This window comes from Thalassotalea euphylliae, assembly GCF_003390395.1.
In the GTDB taxonomy this organism is placed as follows: Bacteria; Pseudomonadota; Gammaproteobacteria; order Enterobacterales; family Alteromonadaceae; genus Thalassotalea_F; species Thalassotalea_F euphylliae_C.
The window spans coordinates 2,451,803-2,470,461 of sequence record NZ_QUOV01000001.1 but is presented as its reverse complement, the minus strand read 5'-3'; the positions used below and the strand labels follow the sequence as shown (position 1 = coordinate 2,470,461).

17 protein-coding genes are annotated in these 18,659 nt (G+C 42.6%); 14 read left to right on the top strand and 3 right to left on the bottom strand.

The features are described 5' to 3' along the window. Positions 1-190 precede the first annotated feature (190 nt). Together DXX92_RS10970 and DXX92_RS10965 are read left to right on the top strand one after the other, a co-directional pair. A complete protein-coding gene (locus DXX92_RS10970; protein ID WP_116000485.1) occupies positions 191-1,558 on the top strand; it encodes a DEAD/DEAH box helicase in 1,368 nt (455 codons plus the stop codon). A gap of 36 nt (positions 1,559-1,594) precedes the next feature. Beyond that, positions 1,595-2,218 carry a hypothetical protein gene (locus DXX92_RS10965; RefSeq protein ID WP_147301950.1) on the top strand — a complete coding sequence of 208 codons (624 nt, stop codon included), beginning with the start codon at positions 1,595-1,597 and terminating at the stop codon, positions 2,216-2,218. A 281-nt stretch (positions 2,219-2,499) separates the two neighbouring features. Here the strand turns inward: DXX92_RS10965 and DXX92_RS10960 are convergent, their stop codons facing one another. Continuing rightward, complete coding sequence (locus tag DXX92_RS10960; protein ID WP_116000483.1) at positions 2,500-4,716, bottom strand: EAL domain-containing protein; 2,217 nt, start codon at positions 4,714-4,716, stop codon at positions 2,500-2,502. A 218-nt stretch (positions 4,717-4,934) separates the two neighbouring features. On the opposite strand from DXX92_RS10960, the gene pyrF reads away from it, so the two are divergent. Then, a complete protein-coding gene (pyrF, locus tag DXX92_RS10955) occupies positions 4,935-5,633 on the top strand; it encodes an orotidine-5'-phosphate decarboxylase (RefSeq protein ID WP_116000482.1) in 699 nt (232 codons plus the stop codon). Between the two features lie 122 nt (positions 5,634-5,755). Beyond that, positions 5,756-6,061, top strand: coding sequence for a ComEA family DNA-binding protein (locus tag DXX92_RS19380; RefSeq protein ID WP_116000481.1), 306 nt, complete (start codon positions 5,756-5,758; stop codon positions 6,059-6,061). Positions 6,062-6,140: 79 nt separating this feature from the next. On the opposite strand, the gene rne is transcribed toward DXX92_RS19380, so the two are convergent. Further along, positions 6,141-9,260, bottom strand: coding sequence for a ribonuclease E (gene rne, locus DXX92_RS10945; RefSeq protein WP_116000480.1), 3,120 nt, complete (start codon positions 9,258-9,260; stop codon positions 6,141-6,143). Between the two features lie 602 nt (positions 9,261-9,862). Here rne and rluC point away from each other — a divergent pair. Both rluC and DXX92_RS10935 read left to right on the top strand, forming a co-directional pair. Continuing rightward, a complete protein-coding gene (rluC, locus tag DXX92_RS10940; protein WP_116000479.1) occupies positions 9,863-10,825 on the top strand; it encodes a 23S rRNA pseudouridine(955/2504/2580) synthase RluC in 963 nt (320 codons plus the stop codon). Between the two features lie 129 nt (positions 10,826-10,954). Beyond that, on the top strand, positions 10,955-11,605 hold the full coding sequence (locus DXX92_RS10935; protein ID WP_116000478.1) for an HAD family hydrolase: 651 nt from the start codon (positions 10,955-10,957) through the stop codon (positions 11,603-11,605). A 41-nt stretch (positions 11,606-11,646) separates the two neighbouring features. On the opposite strand, the gene DXX92_RS10930 is transcribed toward DXX92_RS10935, so the two are convergent. Further along, positions 11,647-12,252, bottom strand: coding sequence for a Maf family protein (locus DXX92_RS10930; RefSeq protein WP_116000477.1), 606 nt, complete (start codon positions 12,250-12,252; stop codon positions 11,647-11,649). A 128-nt stretch (positions 12,253-12,380) separates the two neighbouring features. On the opposite strand from DXX92_RS10930, the gene yceD reads away from it, so the two are divergent. The 8 genes from yceD (at position 12,381) to fabF (ending at position 18,642) form a co-directional block, all read left to right on the top strand. Beyond that, positions 12,381-12,893: a 23S rRNA accumulation protein YceD gene (gene yceD, locus DXX92_RS10925; protein ID WP_116000476.1), complete on the top strand. Its 513-nt coding sequence runs from the start codon at positions 12,381-12,383 to the stop codon at positions 12,891-12,893. Positions 12,894-12,931: 38 nt separating this feature from the next. Continuing rightward, the gene (rpmF, locus tag DXX92_RS10920) at positions 12,932-13,102 is read left to right on the top strand and encodes a 50S ribosomal protein L32 (protein ID WP_116000475.1); all 171 of its coding nucleotides are present in this window, start codon (positions 12,932-12,934) and stop codon (positions 13,100-13,102) included. A gap of 54 nt (positions 13,103-13,156) precedes the next feature. Further along, complete coding sequence (gene plsX / locus DXX92_RS10915) at positions 13,157-14,158, top strand: phosphate acyltransferase PlsX (RefSeq protein ID WP_245961547.1); 1,002 nt, start codon at positions 13,157-13,159, stop codon at positions 14,156-14,158. 3 nt (positions 14,159-14,161) lie between these two features. Then, positions 14,162-15,121, top strand: coding sequence for a beta-ketoacyl-ACP synthase III (locus DXX92_RS10910; protein WP_116000473.1), 960 nt, complete (start codon positions 14,162-14,164; stop codon positions 15,119-15,121). A 26-nt stretch (positions 15,122-15,147) separates the two neighbouring features. After that, positions 15,148-16,080, top strand: a complete 933-nt coding sequence (fabD, locus tag DXX92_RS10905; protein WP_116000472.1) for an ACP S-malonyltransferase — start codon at positions 15,148-15,150, stop codon at positions 16,078-16,080. A 47-nt stretch (positions 16,081-16,127) separates the two neighbouring features. Continuing rightward, positions 16,128-16,862: a 3-oxoacyl-ACP reductase FabG gene (gene fabG, locus DXX92_RS10900; RefSeq protein WP_116000471.1), complete on the top strand. Its 735-nt coding sequence runs from the start codon at positions 16,128-16,130 to the stop codon at positions 16,860-16,862. A gap of 166 nt (positions 16,863-17,028) precedes the next feature. Beyond that, positions 17,029-17,262 (top strand): acyl carrier protein, encoded by a 234-nt coding sequence (gene acpP / locus DXX92_RS10895; protein ID WP_116000470.1) that lies wholly within the window; start codon positions 17,029-17,031, stop codon positions 17,260-17,262. Between the two features lie 147 nt (positions 17,263-17,409). Then, the gene (fabF, locus tag DXX92_RS10890) at positions 17,410-18,642 is read left to right on the top strand and encodes a beta-ketoacyl-ACP synthase II (protein ID WP_116000469.1); all 1,233 of its coding nucleotides are present in this window, start codon (positions 17,410-17,412) and stop codon (positions 18,640-18,642) included. Positions 18,643-18,659 lie beyond the last annotated feature (17 nt).

The following is an 18,659-nucleotide window of genomic DNA, read 5'->3' as shown; positions in this document are numbered from 1 at the left end:
GTTTATTATATGGCTATGATGGCTGCAAGCACCTAGTCATTATCTTTTTGAATGCTGAGCTGCTAGTTCTATAAATGTGGCAGCTCAGCATTTTTAGTTTTTATTAGTTACATCGACTTTGTTAGTTAAGTTGTCGCGGTCAGAGCAACTATAATGAGGTCATTCAAGATTTTATTTTTAGGAGACAGTATTGAATTTTAGCAATTTTGGTTTAGATAAACGTTTAATGGAAAGTATTGAACATCAAGGGTTTACTGAGCCTACCGAAATTCAAACTAAAGCCATTCCGGTTGCAGTGGCAGGTCACGACTTAATTGCGTCTTCTAAAACTGGCTCGGGTAAAACCTTAGCCTTTATTTTGCCAGCTATTCAACGTGTTAGTACTCAACGCGCGTTATCCAAGAAAGATCCGCGTGTATTGATTTTGGCGCCAACGCGCGAATTAGCGAAACAAGTATACGGTCAACTGCGCTTATTTACCGCCAATACTCAATTTAAAACGGTATTAATTTTAGGTGGTGAAAACTTTAACGATCAGGTCAAAACCTTAAGTAAAGATCCACACTTTATTGTGGCAACGCCAGGTCGTTTAGCGGATCACTTAGACCAAGGGCATTTCTACTTACAAGGTTTAGAGCTTTTAGTACTCGATGAAGCCGATCGCATGCTCGACTTAGGTTTTGCTGAGCAACTAGCGAAAATAAATAAGGCAGCCGATCACCGTAAACGCCAAACCTTGCTATTCTCAGCAACCTTAGATCACGCCCAAGTCAATGACTTTGCTGTTGATTTATTAAAGTCACCTAAGCGTATCGCGATTGAACACGGTCACACTGAGCACCAAGATATCAACAAACGTTTTTATCTAGTGGACAACCTAGATCACAAGCAAGCTATGCTGAGCCATGTGCTAAAAAATGAAGAGATTCAGCAGCTAATCATCTTTACTGCAACCCGCAGTGATACTGAACGTTTGGCAGGAGAGCTAAGCGAGCAGGGCATAGACGCCATTGCCCTAAGCGGTGATTTAAACCAAAGCAAGCGCAACCAGATTATGGAAAGTTTTGCTAAAGGTCGTCACAAAGTATTGATCACTACAGACCTCGCTTCGCGTGGCTTAGATCTAATGAATGTATCGCACGTGATCAATTTTGATATGCCGAAGCATACCGAAGAATTTGTCCACCGCATCGGTCGTACAGGTCGTGCAGGTAACAAAGGTGATGCCATCTCATTTGTTGGTCCTAAAGACTGGCTGAGCTTCAAAAATGTAGAAGGCTTTTTACAGCAAACTATAAGCTTTGATGAAATTGAAGGTTTAAAAGCCAAGTTTAAAGGCTTAAAACCTAAGCCGAAGAAAAAGCCAATGAAAAAAGTGCAGCCGAAAAAAGCAGCGGCTAAATCGACAGCACCAAAAGCTAAACGTGTGAATAAGAAAACTATGTTTACACTACAAGACGCTGGCGATATGCCAATTATGCGTAAAGGTCCTAAGTTAGCGCCCAACGAAATAGATCGCGAGATAGCCCAAGAAATAGACAAGCAGGACGAAGAATAAGGCTAGGTATTTTTGCGTGTTTAAGGGAATATGCAGGTGACGATAGTATTGGTAAGCGATATCTTCGGTCGCACACCTGCGTTTGAAGCGCTCGCTAATTCACTTGCCGATATAACAGGCTCGCAAACAGTTTTGTTTGATCCATACCAAGGTGAAAAGCTTAATTTCACCGACGAACAAGCTGCCTATCAGTATTTCTCTCAGCATATTGGCGTTGAAACATACGCTGATATGCTGGTTAAATTTCTAACTTCATTAAATCAAGATGAACTAGCAAAGCCTTTAACAGTGTTAGGTTTTAGCGTTGGTGCATCTGCCGCTTGGTTACTGGCATGCCATTCGAATAACACTGGTTTATTATTTGATTATAATCTACCGGAAATAGGGAGGTTTATCGGTATTTATGGTGGTCAAATTCGCAACTATAGCGCGCTAGCACCTGATGTAGAAACAAGGCTAATTTTTCCGCAATCTGAATCTCATTTTGACGTAACTGCACTCACTGAAAAATTGGCCACTAAAGAAAATGTGACCGCCTATCAAGTGCCATATTCACATGGTTATTTAAACCAATGTTCAACTAATTTCGACAGCAAGGGCTATCAGGAATTTCTGAGCGGTTTTAGGTGCCTATCAAAAACTGATAAAACTAGCTTTTGAGCTATCTGATTAGCTTTTTATTCGCAGGTTTACCTTGGCAGAAAACTGTTACATTCATTGGGAAGTAGACAAGGTGGGCTAATAGTTTATTCACTACCTTAAGGCTAAATAGAAATTGTTAGCAAAAGGCTAGAAAAAACTGGGCGAAACTACACTTATTGCTAAGCTCTTAAATTTTACTGCGCTCAGCTGTCAATCATCATATCTAGAGTAATGTTAACAAGAGCGCAACGAGTTAGTGCTTGAACATGCAATATTCGCAATAGTTACATTAATTAGCCTTAGTTGAGTTTAGATAAATAAACTTCAAAATCACTTGCAGGCATAGGCTTAGCGTAATAGTAACCCTGCACTTCATCACAGTTCATTGATTTCAAAAATGCTTCTTCCGCGGGCCCTTCAACGCCCTCCGCGAGCACACTAAGCTTCATTGATTTACCTAGATTTAAAATCATTTCAATAATTGCTTGATCGTCTTCATTGTCGATAACATTGCGGACAAAAGACTGATCTATTTTCAGTCGATTAATTGGCAGGCGTTTCAAATAGTTTAATGAAGAATAGCCAGTGCCAAAATCGTCAATGGCTAATTCAATCCCTAGTTCTCGAAGCTGTGACAACTTAGCGATGATTTCGTTAATATCTGCCATTAACGCGGTTTCTGTAACCTCAAGTTCTAACCACTTAGGCTCTAACCCAGACAATGTTAATGCATTACTGACTTCATCAACGATGTTGTCCTGATCAAACTGCACGCCTGAGACATTTACCGCCACTCTAAAAGGTTTAAATCCTTTGTCTTGCCATTGCTTGTTGAGCTGACATGCTTGTTCAAGTACGAGTTTACCGATTGGTAAAATCAACCCTGAAGCTTCGGCAAGTGGAATAAAAGTAAAGGGTGGTACCAATGTGCCGTCTGGTTTGATCCAGCGAAGTAGTACCTCGGCACCCACTAGTTCACCGCTAGTTAAGTCAAGCTGCGGTTGAAAGAAAGGCACTAATTCATTGTTAGCAATGGCAAGTTTAAGTGCTTTAATCATTGAAACACGCTGGTTGAGCGCATTGGAAAGCTCTGGTGTATAGGTAACAATTTTTTGCGTATGGCTGGTTTCAGCTTGGTGAAGGGCAATATTACCATGAGCGACGATTTCATTTATTTGTTGTTCATTACTCGCTGAATTCACGACTTGATTAATACCAATTGAAATCGACAAGTGCAATTGATGTTCCTCAATCATCATTGGCGATTGCAAGCGATTAATAACTTGCTTGGTCATTGCTTCTACTTTCAATGGGCATGGTTCGCCCTTGGCGTTGTTACACGGCATTATTACCGCAAATTCTGTGGTATTAAAGCGTGCAACATACTCTTGGGCAAAAACGTCGGTGATGCGTTTAGCTACTTGGATTAGTGTTTGATCGCCAATGTTGTAGCCAAGTGTATCGTTTATCTCATTGAATTTTTCAATGTTAATGATGATCAGCGCAAATGAATGCTTGGTACTTGCCAAATTTGCTTGCTCGTTCAGCCGCTCTAACGCGGCACTGCGGTTAGGTAGGCCAGTTAACGAATCATAATAAGCAAGTTGACGTACTTCGTTCTCTAGCGCTTGTCGCTTCTGCTCACTATTTTGGAAGTTTAAAAATGCGTTACCTAGCGCATTAACTTCTTTGTAACCTGAGTGTGAGCTTTCTGTACTGACAATTTTGCGTTCCGACAAAGATGTCATTGCTGAAGTTATTGCAGACAGTGGTGTAACAACTTTTTTGGCAATATGGCGGTTAAACAGTACAAGTATCAATAAGCTGACAAAACTCACTAGAATCATCATAAAACTTAGTTGGTTTGCACGTTTCAAACTGAGCTCTACATCGACAGTAATTTCCAGAATGCCTCTAACATCGCCAAGTTGCCAATCTCTTCTAGACGAATCTTGATGAGAATTGTGGCAGTCAACACAGGCACTTGCTGTTAGTTTGTCTGGAAGCGCTACTTTAACGACACGATTTCCCGCAACATTATCAAAGGTACTAACCGGTTGTTCTGGATTAAGTGTTAATTGCTGCCATGCCAATTTTTGAAAGTCATCCATGGCCCTGCTTTTTCTTGAATTAAAAGGGTATGGGCTAGTCACATTGACACGTAGCTTGTCTTCTTCAGAATATGACTGTGCCATTTCCATTAAAAAGGTGGCTGGAATAGGGATACTGTTGTCGCTCAGCTTATGTAAGTGGGTGATTTCGATGCTTTCGGTATTACTTACTTCACTAAGCACGTGCTCTGCATAATAGTTTCTGATTTTCTGCAACGTTTTAGTCAAATCAACCGCGGTTTCAACGGCATTAGCTTTTACTAGGTCTTCAATGACTTTGGGTGCGACTAGCAATACCAACATTAGCGCTAGTCCGGCAAACAGGGGTAAGGGGGCACTGATATACCACTGCAAAGGTTTTGGCTGCTGGAGACGCTTTTTAAACGAGCTGAATATCGACTTCATATGCTTAGTTTTTATTTAAGATTAGTTACTAGATCGTATTTCTTTAGAATTTATTTCTTATCTAAGTCAATTGATTAGAAAAAATCAATGATCATATAGATCAAGTGCCTTGTTATTGGCGATAGATTGGTATTGTTTTGGCCATCAATAAACTAATCTTTCGATATTTAAACAGTTTCAAGCTAGAATAGCGCAAATTTTACAAATGAGATTTCTTCATGACTGATGCAAAAGTAGTTGTTGCTTTAGATTTTGATAACCAAGCAGACGCGCTAGCCTTTGTAGATAAGATACAGCCAGGTGATTGTCGCCTTAAGGTAGGCAAAGAGATGTTTACTTACTTTGGCCCTGAGTTTGTGCGCGAGCTCGTTAAACGTGGCTTTGATGTATTTTTAGATCTGAAATTTCATGACATTCCAAACACAGTGGCAAAAGCAGTTACTGCCGCTGCAGAATTAGGTGTATGGATGGTAAATGTACATGCCTCTGGTGGTACAAAAATGATGGAAAAAGCAAAAGAAGCGTTACTACCTTATGGTGATAAAGCACCGCTTTTGATTGCAGTGACTGTACTAACAAGCATGGGCCAAGACGATCTTGCGGGTATTAGTATTGAAAAATCGCCTGCTGAGCATGTTAACAGTCTAGCTACACTGACACAAAATGCTGGCCTAGATGGTGTGGTATGTTCTGCATGGGAAGCCGAATCACTAAAAGATACTTTTGGCGATGATTTTAAACTGGTAACTCCAGGTATTCGACCAGCAGGTAGCAGTACGGATGATCAAAAACGTATCATGACACCTGAGCAGGCCGTAGCTGTTGGTGTAGATTACTTAGTAATTGGCCGTCCAATCACAAAATCAGATAACCCTCACCAAGTATTGCGAGAGATCAATCAGTCACTTAGCAGCTAATTCTTGTTACAACTTCAAACAACGGCATAAATTTTGACAATCTGAGAAATGCGTACTAATTGTTTAGTCAGCTACATTAAGTAGCTGATTAAATAAAATGGAAAACATTACAAGGATTGATCATGAAAAACATTATCTTCGCTGCGATAGTAGCGTCCCTTACTCTTTTTTCACATTCATCATTGGCGAACAACGTGCCTGAAATAAGTGCTACCAACACTCAGGTGGTTATTCAGGAGCTAATAGATGTCAATCAGGCAACGATGGAACAACTTGTGCTGCTAAAAGGAATCGGCAAGAAAAAAGCGCAGGCAATCATCGACTATCGTCTGGAAAATGGCAACTTCATTAGCATTGATGATTTAACAAACGTAAAGGGAATAGGGGAGCGTTTTATTGAAAATAATCGGCACTTACTCAAGATATAAAGCCTGTTTTCAATAAGAGTAAATTAAAAAGGCCAGCTAAATCGCTGGCCTTTTTGTATTTTAGCTTTAGTAGAGTTGATTAGGGCTTTGCTGGCCCTGATTGGCTTGTATTAACCACTAGCGCTCTAATTGCTTGCTGTTCAGACTTCTGAACAATCAATCGCTGTTCAATTGGCATTGCAGCCGACGGAATCGAGTTCACCGTATCAACAGTGATAGGTTTTGCCATAGGCGAACTTGCTTTACCTTTAAACGATTGTGACACTTTATTAGGTTTAGCCGTTTTAGCTTTAGCAGCTACTTTTACTGGTTTTTCAGCAGTAACTGGGGCTTCTTGTTCGACATCTGTAGATGTTTCTGCCACAGCCTCTTCCTCAACAGCTTGCACCACTGCGTCTTTTACTACAGGTGCTTTAACTTCTATATCAGCGGCCGTAGGTTGTTCAGCAATAGCTTGAGCTTGCTGTTCGTTGCCTAAGCGAGAGTCTAAACCTGAATCTAAGCCAGGCAGCTCTTGTTGAACTTCTGCCTTTGGCTCGGCGACAATAGCAGCTTCAGTTTGCTGAGTAACTTCAGGGTAGCGTGCTTCTACTGGATCTTCAGTAATCTCAGCAACAGCTTGTTCGTTAACAGGTTGCTGAATGCTTTCAACTTGCACCCTGTCAGTTTGAGTGCTGGTTGTCTGAGCATCATTGACTTCAGTGTTAGCGATATCTGACGCAGCAACTGCTGAATTATCACCTGCTGCATTTTTTTCGGCATTTGTGTCTTCCGCTGAGCGGCGGCGGCGCTGACCATGAGAGCGTAAGTGTCTCGGTGAACGACGGTTGCGTGTACGCTCTGGCTTATCGCCTTCTACTGCCTCAGTCGCTGGGACTTCACTCGTATGCGTTTCCGTTAGCTGTTCAACAGATGCTGCATTGTCAGTTTTTTCCGCATGCGGTTTGTTACGCTTTCTTTGCGGTTTTGACTGCTTAGGTTTGGTTTCCTGTTGAGAGCTTTCGTGTTGAGCGCTCTCTGAAACAGTGCTTTCATCTGCTGACTTACGTTCAACCGATTTGTGCTCAGCCTTTTTATGTTCAGCCTTCTTCGGTTTCGCTTGTCTTGATGGTTTAGCGTCTGAATTGCGTTCTTCAGCTTTTGCTACTGAAACGTCAGTTTCTCTTTGAACTGCATTTTCATCAGCCACACGCACTTTCTTGCGATTGTTACGTCTCTGTCTGCGCTCTGCAACTTTCTCTTCCTTAGGCTTTTGCGCAGCTTTATCTTGCTCTGGCTTACGTGGCTTTTTCGGTTTGTTATTGCGCGTGTCTTTTGCTTCTCTAACGTCTTTGTTTTCGTCTCTGTCTTTAGCTGACTGACGATTGTTGCGACGCTGGTTTGCGTTGCGACCTTTACGGTTACGCTGATTATCACGGCCGCCTCTGTCGTCACGACGACCTCTTGGTTTAGCTTTCGGCGCTTCTTTTTGCTCTTCCTCTTCTTCAGAGAACAAACCACCTAACCAGTTAACAAAAGAAGCAAATAAACCTTTTTTCTCTGCAGGTTTGTTGCTCGCTTGTGGCTTGTTGTTTGCTGGGGCAGGCGCAGGTGCTCGCTTAGGAGCAGACATCCCTTGAATAACCGGCTCGTCTTTTTTCGCTGCTTCTTTGTTGAATTTTGGCATTACAGCTTCTTCAACTTCAGCAGGCTTTGTCTTAACGTTGTAGCTTGCTTCATCAATAGTTTCGTCTTCACGAACGCGCAATACTTCATATTGTGGTGTATGCATGTTCGGATTCGGAATGATCAATACTTTTACGCCGTGATGCTTTTCAATGTGCATTACCGAGCGACGTTTTTCATTTAATAAGTAAGTTGCCACTGGCACAGGTACTTGTGCTTGCACATGCGCAGTGTTTTCTTTGATGGCTTCTTCTTCCATTAAACGAAGAATTGATAACGCTAGTGATTCAATACCACGTACTTGGCCAGTGCCGTTACATCGTGGACAAACATTTTGACTAGTTTCACCAATCGATGGACGTAAACGCTGACGTGACATTTCCATCAAGCCAAAGCGTGAAATACGACCTAGCTGAATGCGCGCTCTGTCTTGTTGAACAGCGTCTCGTAAACGATTTTCCACTTCGCGTTGATGGCGTGTTGGCGTCATATCAATAAAATCAATAACCACAAGGCCACCAGCGTCACGCAAGCGTAATTGGCGAGCGATTTCTTCTGCTGCCTCTAGGTTGGTATTGAAAGCCGTTTCTTCAATATCGCCACCCTTTGTTGCACGTGCTGAGTTGATATCAATAGAGATCATCGCCTCAGTTGGGTCGATAACGATCGAGCCACCTGACGGCAAACGCACCTCACGTTGGAACGCAGATTCAATTTGCGTTTCAATTTGGTAGTGGGTGAATAGCGGAACGTCGTTAGTGTATAGCTTAATTTTGCTGGCAAAGTCAGGACGAACTAATTCGATATGCTGTTTAACACGCTCAAAAATTTTCGGGCGGTCAACGATGACTTCACCAATATCACGACGTAAATAATCGCGAATAGCGCGCTGGATTAGGCCACTTTCTTGGTGAATCAAAAATGGAGCAGGGCGGCTTGCCGCAGCTTCTTCAATGGTGTTCCAGTGGTGACGAAGGATGTCTAAATCCCAAGACAACTCTTCGTAGTCTTTACCCACACCAGCGGTACGAACAATTAAGCCCATGCCCTTAGGTAGGTCTAGTTTGCTAAGTGCCGCTTTAAGTTCAGTGCGCTCGTCACCTTCAATACGGCGCGAAATACCACCGGCACGTGGGTTGTTCGGCATTAGTACCAAGTAGCTACCCGCTAGGCTGATAAAGGTAGTAAGCGCAGCACCTTTTTGACCGCGCTCTTCTTTATCTACCTGAACGATTACTTCTTGGCCTTCAGTTAACACGTCTTTAATGTTAGGACGGCCTTGGAATTTGTAGCCTTCAGGGAAGTATTCGCGGGCAATTTCTTTCATTGGTAGGAAACCATGACGCTCGGCGCCATAGTCAACGAAAGCAGCTTCTAGTGAGGGTTCGATGCGAGTAATTTTCGCTTTGTAGATATTTGCCTTTTTCTGCTCATGGCCAGGGCTTTCGATATCTAAATCGTAAAGGCGTTGCCCGTCGACCAAGGCTACACGTAACTCTTCAGACTGTGTAGCGTTAATTAACATACGTTTCATAGTTTCTGTGACTCTATTTTGGTCACAGCACACCATTTGCTTAGAACACAAAGCAATCTATCGCAATGGTAACAGCTAGTTGTCAGCCTCACGGGTGTCATTCTTACCCGACTTAAGTGTGCCTTTGCCCGGTAAGCTGTTATTTTCTTCTGATTGTTAGATAGCAAGTTTGTCAGACTCACTACAATAATTCTTTATGTGCTCAGCTAGCGTGCTGTGCTGCCAACAACATACGTGTTTAACTAAGCTTGTTTAACATGATTGAGTTAATCCAAGGCTTAGGTGATGTTGTTATTTTTGTTATTTAGCATTGGTACGCTGGACAAAATGTTTATGTAGCCTCAAAGCAAGTTACACGCGCTTTGTTGTACAACGGGCTTGTCAGTTAATGTGTCTTATTTCGCACATTAAAGTAGCCTCATTTTGCCTCTTACTCTCTTTCGTCTTCGTTCGACTTTTTCTACACAATGCTGCCAATTTACGCTGTGTTTTATGCTTGTGCGACACAGCGGCTCGATTATCCCACTATCTGCTAGCAGATAGCAATCAAATACCTGTTTATTTTAGCTAAAAAACTACGTTTTTATGCTAGACTGCGCGCCATGAACGAAGAGAACAAACCTAAAGTACGATTTTTTACCGTTGAAGCGGATGACGCTGGTCAGAGAATCGACAACTATTTATTGAAAACCCTTAAAGGTGTGCCGAAAAGTATGATTTATCGGTTACTCCGCAAAGGGGAAATTCGCGTTAACAAAAAACGCACTAAACCAGAGTATAAACTGCAAGATGAAGACATTATTCGCGTGGCGCCTATTCGCGTCTCAGAAAAGTCTGCGCCAGTCTCTACTCAGCTTAATGTCGTTGCTAACTTAGAGTCACAAATTCTATACGAAGATGAAGTGCTGCTAGTTATTAACAAACCATCAGGTATGGCAGTACATGGTGGTAGTGGCGTTAACTTTGGCGTAATTGAGGCATTGCGAGCCCTTAGGCCACAAGCCAAAATGTTGGAGCTAGTGCATCGTCTAGACCGTGACACCTCGGGCTGTTTAGTGGTGGCAAAGAAACGCTCCGCTTTGCGTAATTTGCACGAACAACTACGTAAGAAGAATGTTCAGAAGTTTTATCATGCTTTGGTAAAAGGTCGTTGGTCACCGAAACTAACTAAAGTGACGGAAGGCCTACGCAAAAATGACCTTAAGTCAGGCGAGCGAGTGGTGATTGTTGACAACATTAATGGCAAAGAATCGGAAACTCGCTATAAAGTGATTCAGCATTATGATGGTGCTACCTTAGTTCGCGCTTTTCCAGTAACAGGGCGAACGCATCAAATTCGTGTGCATTGCCAAACGAAAGGGCACCCCATTGCTTGTGACCCGAAATATGGACATGAAGATTTTGATGGTGCAATGAAAGCAGCTGGCCTTAACCGTTTGTTTTTACATGCGGCAAGTATTGAGTTTACCCACCCGCGCACCGAGAAACGTTTAAAGGTTGAGGCACCGCTGGACAATGCCTTAGCCAAAGCACTTAAAAACCTTAAAACAAGCCAATCTAAATAGTGATTGGTTTGTTTTAACAACCTCTTTGCCCGACTTAAACAGAAAAACAAATCTAATATCAGTTTCAAGGTCAACTTCATTTGAAGTTTATAAAGACGAGATTGATGCAGTAAGGTCAAACTAATAACGATGGATAATTACAAGCTTTATATCTTTGATTGGGATGGCACCTTAATGGACTCCATTGCCCGAATTGTTACTTCTATTCAAATTGCCGCAGAGCGCTTATCTTTAGCACCACCAAGTGATGATGATGCAAAGAGTATTATTGGCCTGAGTTTAGTACCTGCTTTACAAAAGCTCTTTCCCGATCTTGAAGCACATACTGTGAATGAGATGATTGCTGCTTATAAAGCGCAATATTCAACGACTGAAGTTGCCTCGCCTTTATTTGAGCATGTCAAAGAAATGCTGAGCTTGTTAAGAACACAAAACAAGTTAGTGGCAGTGGCAACAGGTAAGGCACGGCAGGGGTTAAATCATATGTTGGATGAAACTCAGCTCCATCAACACTTTGATATGACTATTTGTGCAGATGAGTCTGTTTCAAAGCCAGCGCCAGATATGATTCATCAGCTATTAGAAAAATTAAATGTTAAACCGGAAGAGGCCGTGATGATAGGGGACTCACGTCACGATCTGAACATGGCAAATAACGCGGGTGTGGCCAGCATTGGTATTACCTTAGGAGCTGATAAGCGAGAGTCTCTCGATGCTTGCCAGCCAAATGCCATTGTCGATTCCATATTGGAGCTTAAAGCGCTAGTGACAGGGCACTAGCGCTATTATTTCCTTTGTTAATCAACTTTTACTTAGCAACGTTAACATGGTTTATTACTTGATTGCTGATTTAGCACATCAACGCCAAAGTGCTGTAATAACTTAGTGAGTTTAATTAGCGGCAAGCCGATTAGACTATTAGGGTCATCGCCTTCGAGCTTTTCAAATAAACAGATCCCTAATCCCTCGCTTTTAAAGCTGCCCGCACAATTAAGCGGCATTTCAGCATGTACATAGTTTGCTATTGCTTCATGAGTTAGCTCTCTAAAGTGTACAATAAAAGGTTCAACAATTGTTTGTGTTTGCCCTGATTGAGTGTCAACAATGCTAAGCCCAGTTAAAAAAGTCACAGATTGCCCACTAAAACCAGTCAATTGTTGTATAGCATTTTCTACGGTGTGAGGTTTGCCAAGAATTTTTCCTTGGTGAACAGCAACTTGATCTGAGCCAATCACTAATGCATTGTTCAAATTGGTGCCAGCGGCTTTTGCTTTAGCTTGTGCTAAGCGAGCAACTAGGGCTTCGGGGGACTCGTTTTCTAAAGGTGTTTCATCAACGTTGGGCTTAATACACTCAAAGGGAAGGTTGAGCTTTTCAAGTAAGGCTTTTCGGTAAATAGAAGTAGAGCCTAGAACGATATTTCTCATAATTTATACAATTTCTTATCATAGTTTGCACAAGATACTCCTTGATATAGGTTTGAATCTCGAAAATTAAAGAAAAAGCACAAAATTCTTTTGACACATGCAGGTCAGCCCTTTATTATTCGCGCCCTATGCAGAACCTTAAGCTACCAGTAACGATAGATCCTTACAAAAGCGCTCAACGAAGACTTGAGTGTGACGGGATATTTCAGTTAGCGGAAATGAACCGATTACTCGACTCGTGTGAAAGCACAACCGAGCAAATCGAAGTTAGTTTTCAATTTGATGTGGATGAACTTGGCCTAATAGTAATATCAGGTAAGGGCTCGGCATCAGTAGGGCTGATATGCCAACGTTGTAATGACGAATTTGCGCATACTCTGGAAATTGATTTCCAGTTTAGCCCGGTTAAAAATGCAGAAGGTGCTGCAGATTTGCCGTCATATTATGACGCAATAGAATTAGATGAAAATGGTGAAGTTAACTTGCGAGAGTTAGTGGAAGACGAGTTATTACTTGCGATTCCATTAATTCCACGGCATGAACTCGATGATTGTAAAGGTGAAGCCGATACAACATGGGGCGAACTGCCTGAAGAGCTTGATAAGCCAAATCCATTTGACGTATTGAAACAACTCAAGTAGTTATATTTTAGTTAGCAACCGATTTTAGGAGTTAGGCTATGGCAGTTCAAAAGAGCAAAAAGTCTCGTTCAAGACGTGGCATGCGCCGTTCACACGACGCTTTAACCGCAGAAAACTTATCAGTAGATCCAGTATCTGGTGAAACTCACCGTCGTCACCACGTGACAGCTGACGGTTTCTACAAAGGTGTTAAAGTTATCGCTAAATAGTCAATCGACTAGGCGAGCACAGCTTTGAAGAATCTAACCATAGCGTTAGATGTAATGGGGGGCGATAAAGGCCCCCTTGTTTCGATCGTAGCAGCAATTATGGCGGTCGAAAAACTTCCTTACTTATCTCTTATCCTATGCGGTGACCAAGACACCATTCAAGGTCATCTTAGACGCCAAAAAGCGTTAAACCACCCACAAATTACCATTGTTCATACCACGCAAGTGGTCACCATGGGCGAGAAGCCGCTCGCAGCAATGCGCACCAAAAAAGATTCGTCGCTGCGCAGAGCCATTGACCTTGTTAACGAGGGAAAAGCGGACGCGTGTGTCAGTGCGGGTAATACTGGCGCCTTGTTTGCTACTGCGCATTTGATCCTTAAAACCTTGCCAGGCGTTGAACGGCCAGCATTGATATCAGCCTTGCCGACACAGCAACCCAACCAACATGTATTTATGCTCGACCTTGGCGCCAACGTATTTTGTGATGCTAATGTCTTATACCAATTTGGTGTGATGGGCGCGGTGATGGCTGAGCAGGTTGACGGTATCAACAAACCCAGAGTTGCATTGCTTAATATGGGCGAAGAAGATATCAAGGGCAGTGATCATATTAAACTCGCGGCGGCACAACTTGCCGAGAGTCCCGATATCAATTATGTTGGTTTTATTGAAGGCAATGACATTTTCAATAACAAAGCCGATGTTATTGTGTGTGACGGCTTTGTCGGTAATGTTGCGTTAAAAACCTGTGAAGGGGTAGCCAATTTAGTCTTTGAAAAAGTCAAAGAAGTGTTTGATAAGAACGTTGTGACCAAAATATTAGGGCAGTTTTTGGCCCCAACGTTAAAAAAACTGTTTAAAACCTTGAACCCCGACCAGTACAACGGGGCAAGTCTGATAGGATTGCGGGGCATTGTCGTCAAAAGCCACGGTAATGCTAATTCAAAAGCACTTTTTACCGCCATATTAGAAGCAGTAAAAGAAGTAGAAAGGCAAGTTCCTCAGAAAATTAAAAACACGTTGGAACAAGAATTATTACAAGGCCCTAAATAATATATGTATGCAAAAATTGTTGGCACAGGCAGCTACTTTCCTTCACAAGTTAGAACCAACGAAGATTTAGAAAAACTGGTAGATACCACAGATCAGTGGATCACAGAGCGCACTGGTATCAAAGAGCGCCGCATCGCCAGTGAAGACGAAAATGTCGGCTTTATGGGCGCTGAAGCCGCTAAAGCCGCGATTGAGATGGCGGGTATAGATTCTGCCGACATTGACATGATCATTGTCGCAACAACAAGCTCGCATGCCGATTTACCAAGTGCAGCTTGCTATGTGCAAAAACATCTTAATATTCCTCATATTCCTGCATTTGACATAGCAGCAGCATGCTCTGGCTTTGTTTATGGCTTAAGTGTCGCAGATCAATATATTAAGTCTGGCATGGCCAAACGCGTATTGCTGATTGGCTCAGATGTGCTGTCTCATTTATGTGATCCGACTGACCGAGGCACTATCATTTTATTTGGTGATGGTGCAGGTGCTGTTTTACTAGAAGCGTCAGAGCAACCGGGTGTAATGTCGACCCATATTCATGCTGATGGCAATTATGGCACCTTATTAGGTGCGGATTCCCCAAAACGCGGTGGTTTGTTAACCGAAGAGCAAGCATACCTGTACATGAAAGGTAATGAAGTCTTTAAATGTGCGGTGACAAAACTGAGTGAAATCGTTACCGTTACATTGGCTGCGAACAATCTAGATAAATCCGATATCGACTGGCTGGTGCCGCACCAAGCTAATTTACGAATTATTAAAGCAACTGCGAAAAAGCTTAATATGCCGATGGAACAAGTTGTTGTTACGTTGGACAAATACGGTAACACTTCGGCTGCAACAATCCCTACAGCACTTGACGAGGCCATTCGAGATGGTCGAATTCAGCGCGGTCAAACCTTATTATTAGAAGCCTTTGGTAGTGGTTTTACCTGGGGCTCAGCACTTATTAAATACTAATAAACAACATTATATTAGGTAGAAAAATGCAAAATACTTTAGCGTTTGTTTTTCCTGGTCAGGGATCACAAGCGGTTGGCATGCTTAGCGATTTTGCCGACCATGAAGTTGTACAATCAACTTTTCAAGAAGCATCTGCAGCACTGGGCTATGATTTATGGCAATTAATTGCTCAGGGCCCAGCCGAACAGCTTAACTCAACCAACTTTACTCAGCCTGCGTTGCTAACAGCCAGCGTCGCGTTGTGGCGTGTGCTAAAAGCAGAAAGTGAATTGGCGCCTGCTTATCTTGCTGGCCACAGTTTAGGTGAATACTCTGCATTGGTATGTGCGGGTGTCTTGTCACTTGCAGATGCCGTAACACTCGTAGAAAAGCGTGGCGAATTTATGCAAGCTGCGGTACCTGAAGGTGTGGGGGCGATGGCTGCTGTTATTGGCTTAGGCGATGATGCAATAGTTGAAGCTTGTCAGCAAGCAGCGCAAGATCAAGTTGTTTCCGCCGTTAACTTTAACTCTCCTGGGCAAGTCGTGATTGCAGGTAACAGTGAAGCGGTTGTAAGAGCCTCTGAACTTTGTAAAGAGGCTGGTGCAAAGCGTGTTTTACCATTGCCTGTTAGTGTTCCATCACATTGCGCGCTGATGAAGCCTGCGGCTGACGAGCTAGCCAAGGTACTTGCTGAAGTCACTTTTAATGAACCTAGCATACCAGTGGTTAATAATGTTGATGTTGCGCTTGAAAATTCAGCTGAAGCCATCAAAGACGCCTTGATTCGCCAATTATACAGCCCAGTTCGTTGGACAGAAACGGTTGAGTTTTTGGCAAGCCAACAAGTAGAAAATTTATTAGAAGTGGGTCCAGGTAAAGTGTTACAGGGCTTAACGAAACGAATTAATAAAGCATTAACGTGTTTAGCGGTTAATGACAATGACACACTCGCAAAGGCTAAATCACTTTACTAAGTGATTTAGCCTAGCGATTATTAAAAGCTACTAAAAATAGGAAATATATGTTTTCTTTAGAAGGTAAAATCGCACTTGTTACAGGCGCAAGTCGCGGTATTGGTAAAGCTATAGCAAGCCAACTTAAGGCGCTTGGCGCAACTGTTATTGGTACTGCTACATCAGAGCACGGTGCTGAAAAAATTAGTGAATACTTAGGCCAAGGGCATGGCTTAGTGTTAAATGTGACCAGTGATGATTCTATTGCGGCGATGTTTGAAACCATTAAAACAGAGCATGGCGCTATCGATATTTTAGTAAATAACGCTGGTATAACGCGCGATAACTTGATCATGCGCATGAAAGCAGATGAATGGGACGATATTATCGAGACTAATTTGTCATCTGTTTTTAAACTAAGTAAAGCTGTATTGCGCCCAATGATGAAGAATCGTTGTGGTCGCATAATCAATATTGGCTCTGTTGTTGGCACTATGGGTAATGCTGGCCAAGTCAACTATGCGACAGCTAAAGCAGGCTTGTTAGGTTTCACCAAGTCATTGGCTAGAGAAGTTGCCTCACGTGGAATTACGGTTAATACCGTCGCACCTGGCTTTATCGACACAGATATGACGCAAACGCTGACCGATGAACAAAAAGAAGGTATTTTTTCTCAAGTACCAGCGAATCGTTTAGGTAAGCCGGAAGAAATTGCTAGCACGGTTGCTTTTTTAGCGTCTGATGCAGCAGCTTACATTACCGGTGAAACGATTCACGTAAATGGTGGTATGTACATGGTCTAGTAGGCTTGCTACAGACCTTGTTAAATGCTACAAAATTGATATAAATATATACAGGCCAGCAGGTTAGACCAGAACAAAAACTAAAATTAGTTGCTTGCATGGATAACTTTTGGCGAATACACTACACGCAATTTGCAAAATTGCATATTCTAGTAAAGGAAAAAAAATGAGTACTATCGAAGAACGCGTAAAAAAAATTACAGTTGAGCAACTGGGTGTAAGCGAAGACGAAGTAACGAATGAAGCATCTTTCGTTGACGACTTAGGCGCTGACTCACTTGATACTGTTGAATTAGTTATGGCGTTAGAAGAAGAGTTTGACACAGAGATCCCTGACGAAGAAGCAGAGAAGATCACAACTGTTCAAGCTGCAATCGATTACGTAACAGCTAACCAGTAATTATTAAATCAGGCGGTACATACCGCCTGATTACTTTCTACCTAAGTCATCTCGTTATCGCTCGTGTTAAATAGAATCAACTAAACTGAGCATTAACGAACTATAATTACCTATCTAAAATCTATTCTATCGGAGGCAACTCTTCCTATGCGACGTGTTGTAGTTACCGGTCTTGGTATGTTGAGCCCGCTGGGCAATTCACCTGAACAAACATTTAATGCCTTGCTTGCTGGTCAAAGTGGCATCAGCATGATTGAGCATTTTGATACCACAGACTACCCAACTAAGTTTGCTGGTTTGGTAAAAGACTTCAATGTTGAAGACTATATGCCAAAAAAAGAAGCCAAAAAAATGGACTTGTTTATCCAGTACGGCGTAGCCGCAGGTATTCAGGCAATTAAAGATTCTGGCATTGACGTGACAGAACAAAATGCAGCACGTATTGGCGTTGCTGTCGGCTCAGGGATTGGCGGTTTAGGCTTAATTGAAGAGAACCACGAGAAGTTATTAAATAGCAGCCCACGTAGACTATCACCATTTTTTGTTCCTGCGACCATTATCAATATGATCTCAGGCCACCTGTCTATTCAGTACGGCTTAAAAGGTCCAAACATTTCAATTGTCACGGCGTGTACTAGCGGTGTTCACAATATTGGTCATGCGGCGCGTATGATTGCTTACGGCGATGCCGATGCAATGCTTGCTGGCGGTGCAGAAAAAGCTTCAACGCCACTAGGCATGGGTGGCTTCGGCGCGGCACGTGCCTTATCAACACGAAATGACGATCCAGAGAAAGCCTCTCGCCCTTGGGATCAAGACAGAGATGGATTTGTACTGGGTGATGGTGCAGGCGTAATTATGCTAGAAGAGTATGAACACGCGAAAGCTCGTGGTGCAAAAGTTTACGCTGAACTTGTTGGCTTTGGTATGAGCGGTGATGCCCATCATATGACGTCACCACCGGCTGATGGTGAAGGTGCGGCTGCTGCAATGCAAAATGCTATTAATGATGCCGACATCGATATTACAAAAATTGGTTATATTAATGCCCATGGTACATCGACACCTGCGGGTGACATTGCTGAAACCAACGCAGTAAAAACCGTATTTGGTGATCATGCAAAAGCATTGATGGTAGGTTCAACAAAGTCGATGACAGGTCATTTACTTGGTGCCGCCGGTGCTGTTGAAGCGATCTTTACTATTCAGGCCATTGCTAATGGCAAAGTACCGCCGACGATTAATTTAGAAAACCCAAGCGAAGGCTGCGACTTAGATTACATTGCTGATGGCGCCCGCGACGTTGACCTTGAATATGCACTTTGTAATTCATTCGGTTTTGGCGGCACAAACGGCTCTTTATTATTTAAAAAAGTTTAGAAGAGTTTAAAAAAGTC

Coding starts and splice junctions, on each gene's coding strand:
- DXX92_RS10935 (WP_116000478.1), top strand. CDS start 10,955: ATGGATAATTACAAGCTTTATATCTTTGATTGGGATGGCACCTTAATG.
- DXX92_RS10960 (WP_116000483.1), bottom strand. CDS start 4,716: ATGAAGTCGATATTCAGCTCGTTTAAAAAGCGTCTCCAGCAGCCAAAA.
- DXX92_RS19380 (WP_116000481.1), top strand. CDS start 5,756: ATGAAAAACATTATCTTCGCTGCGATAGTAGCGTCCCTTACTCTTTTT.
- fabG (WP_116000471.1), top strand. CDS start 16,128: ATGTTTTCTTTAGAAGGTAAAATCGCACTTGTTACAGGCGCAAGTCGC.
- DXX92_RS10910 (WP_116000473.1), top strand. CDS start 14,162: ATGTATGCAAAAATTGTTGGCACAGGCAGCTACTTTCCTTCACAAGTT.
- plsX (WP_245961547.1), top strand. CDS start 13,157: ATGGGGGGCGATAAAGGCCCCCTTGTTTCGATCGTAGCAGCAATTATG.
- fabD (WP_116000472.1), top strand. CDS start 15,148: ATGCAAAATACTTTAGCGTTTGTTTTTCCTGGTCAGGGATCACAAGCG.
- rne (WP_116000480.1), bottom strand. CDS start 9,260: ATGAAACGTATGTTAATTAACGCTACACAGTCTGAAGAGTTACGTGTA.
- rluC (WP_116000479.1), top strand. CDS start 9,863: ATGAACGAAGAGAACAAACCTAAAGTACGATTTTTTACCGTTGAAGCG.
- acpP (WP_116000470.1), top strand. CDS start 17,029: ATGAGTACTATCGAAGAACGCGTAAAAAAAATTACAGTTGAGCAACTG.
- fabF (WP_116000469.1), top strand. CDS start 17,410: ATGCGACGTGTTGTAGTTACCGGTCTTGGTATGTTGAGCCCGCTGGGC.
- DXX92_RS10930 (WP_116000477.1), bottom strand. CDS start 12,252: ATGAGAAATATCGTTCTAGGCTCTACTTCTATTTACCGAAAAGCCTTA.
- pyrF (WP_116000482.1), top strand. CDS start 4,935: ATGACTGATGCAAAAGTAGTTGTTGCTTTAGATTTTGATAACCAAGCA.
- rpmF (WP_116000475.1), top strand. CDS start 12,932: ATGGCAGTTCAAAAGAGCAAAAAGTCTCGTTCAAGACGTGGCATGCGC.
- yceD (WP_116000476.1), top strand. CDS start 12,381: ATGCAGAACCTTAAGCTACCAGTAACGATAGATCCTTACAAAAGCGCT.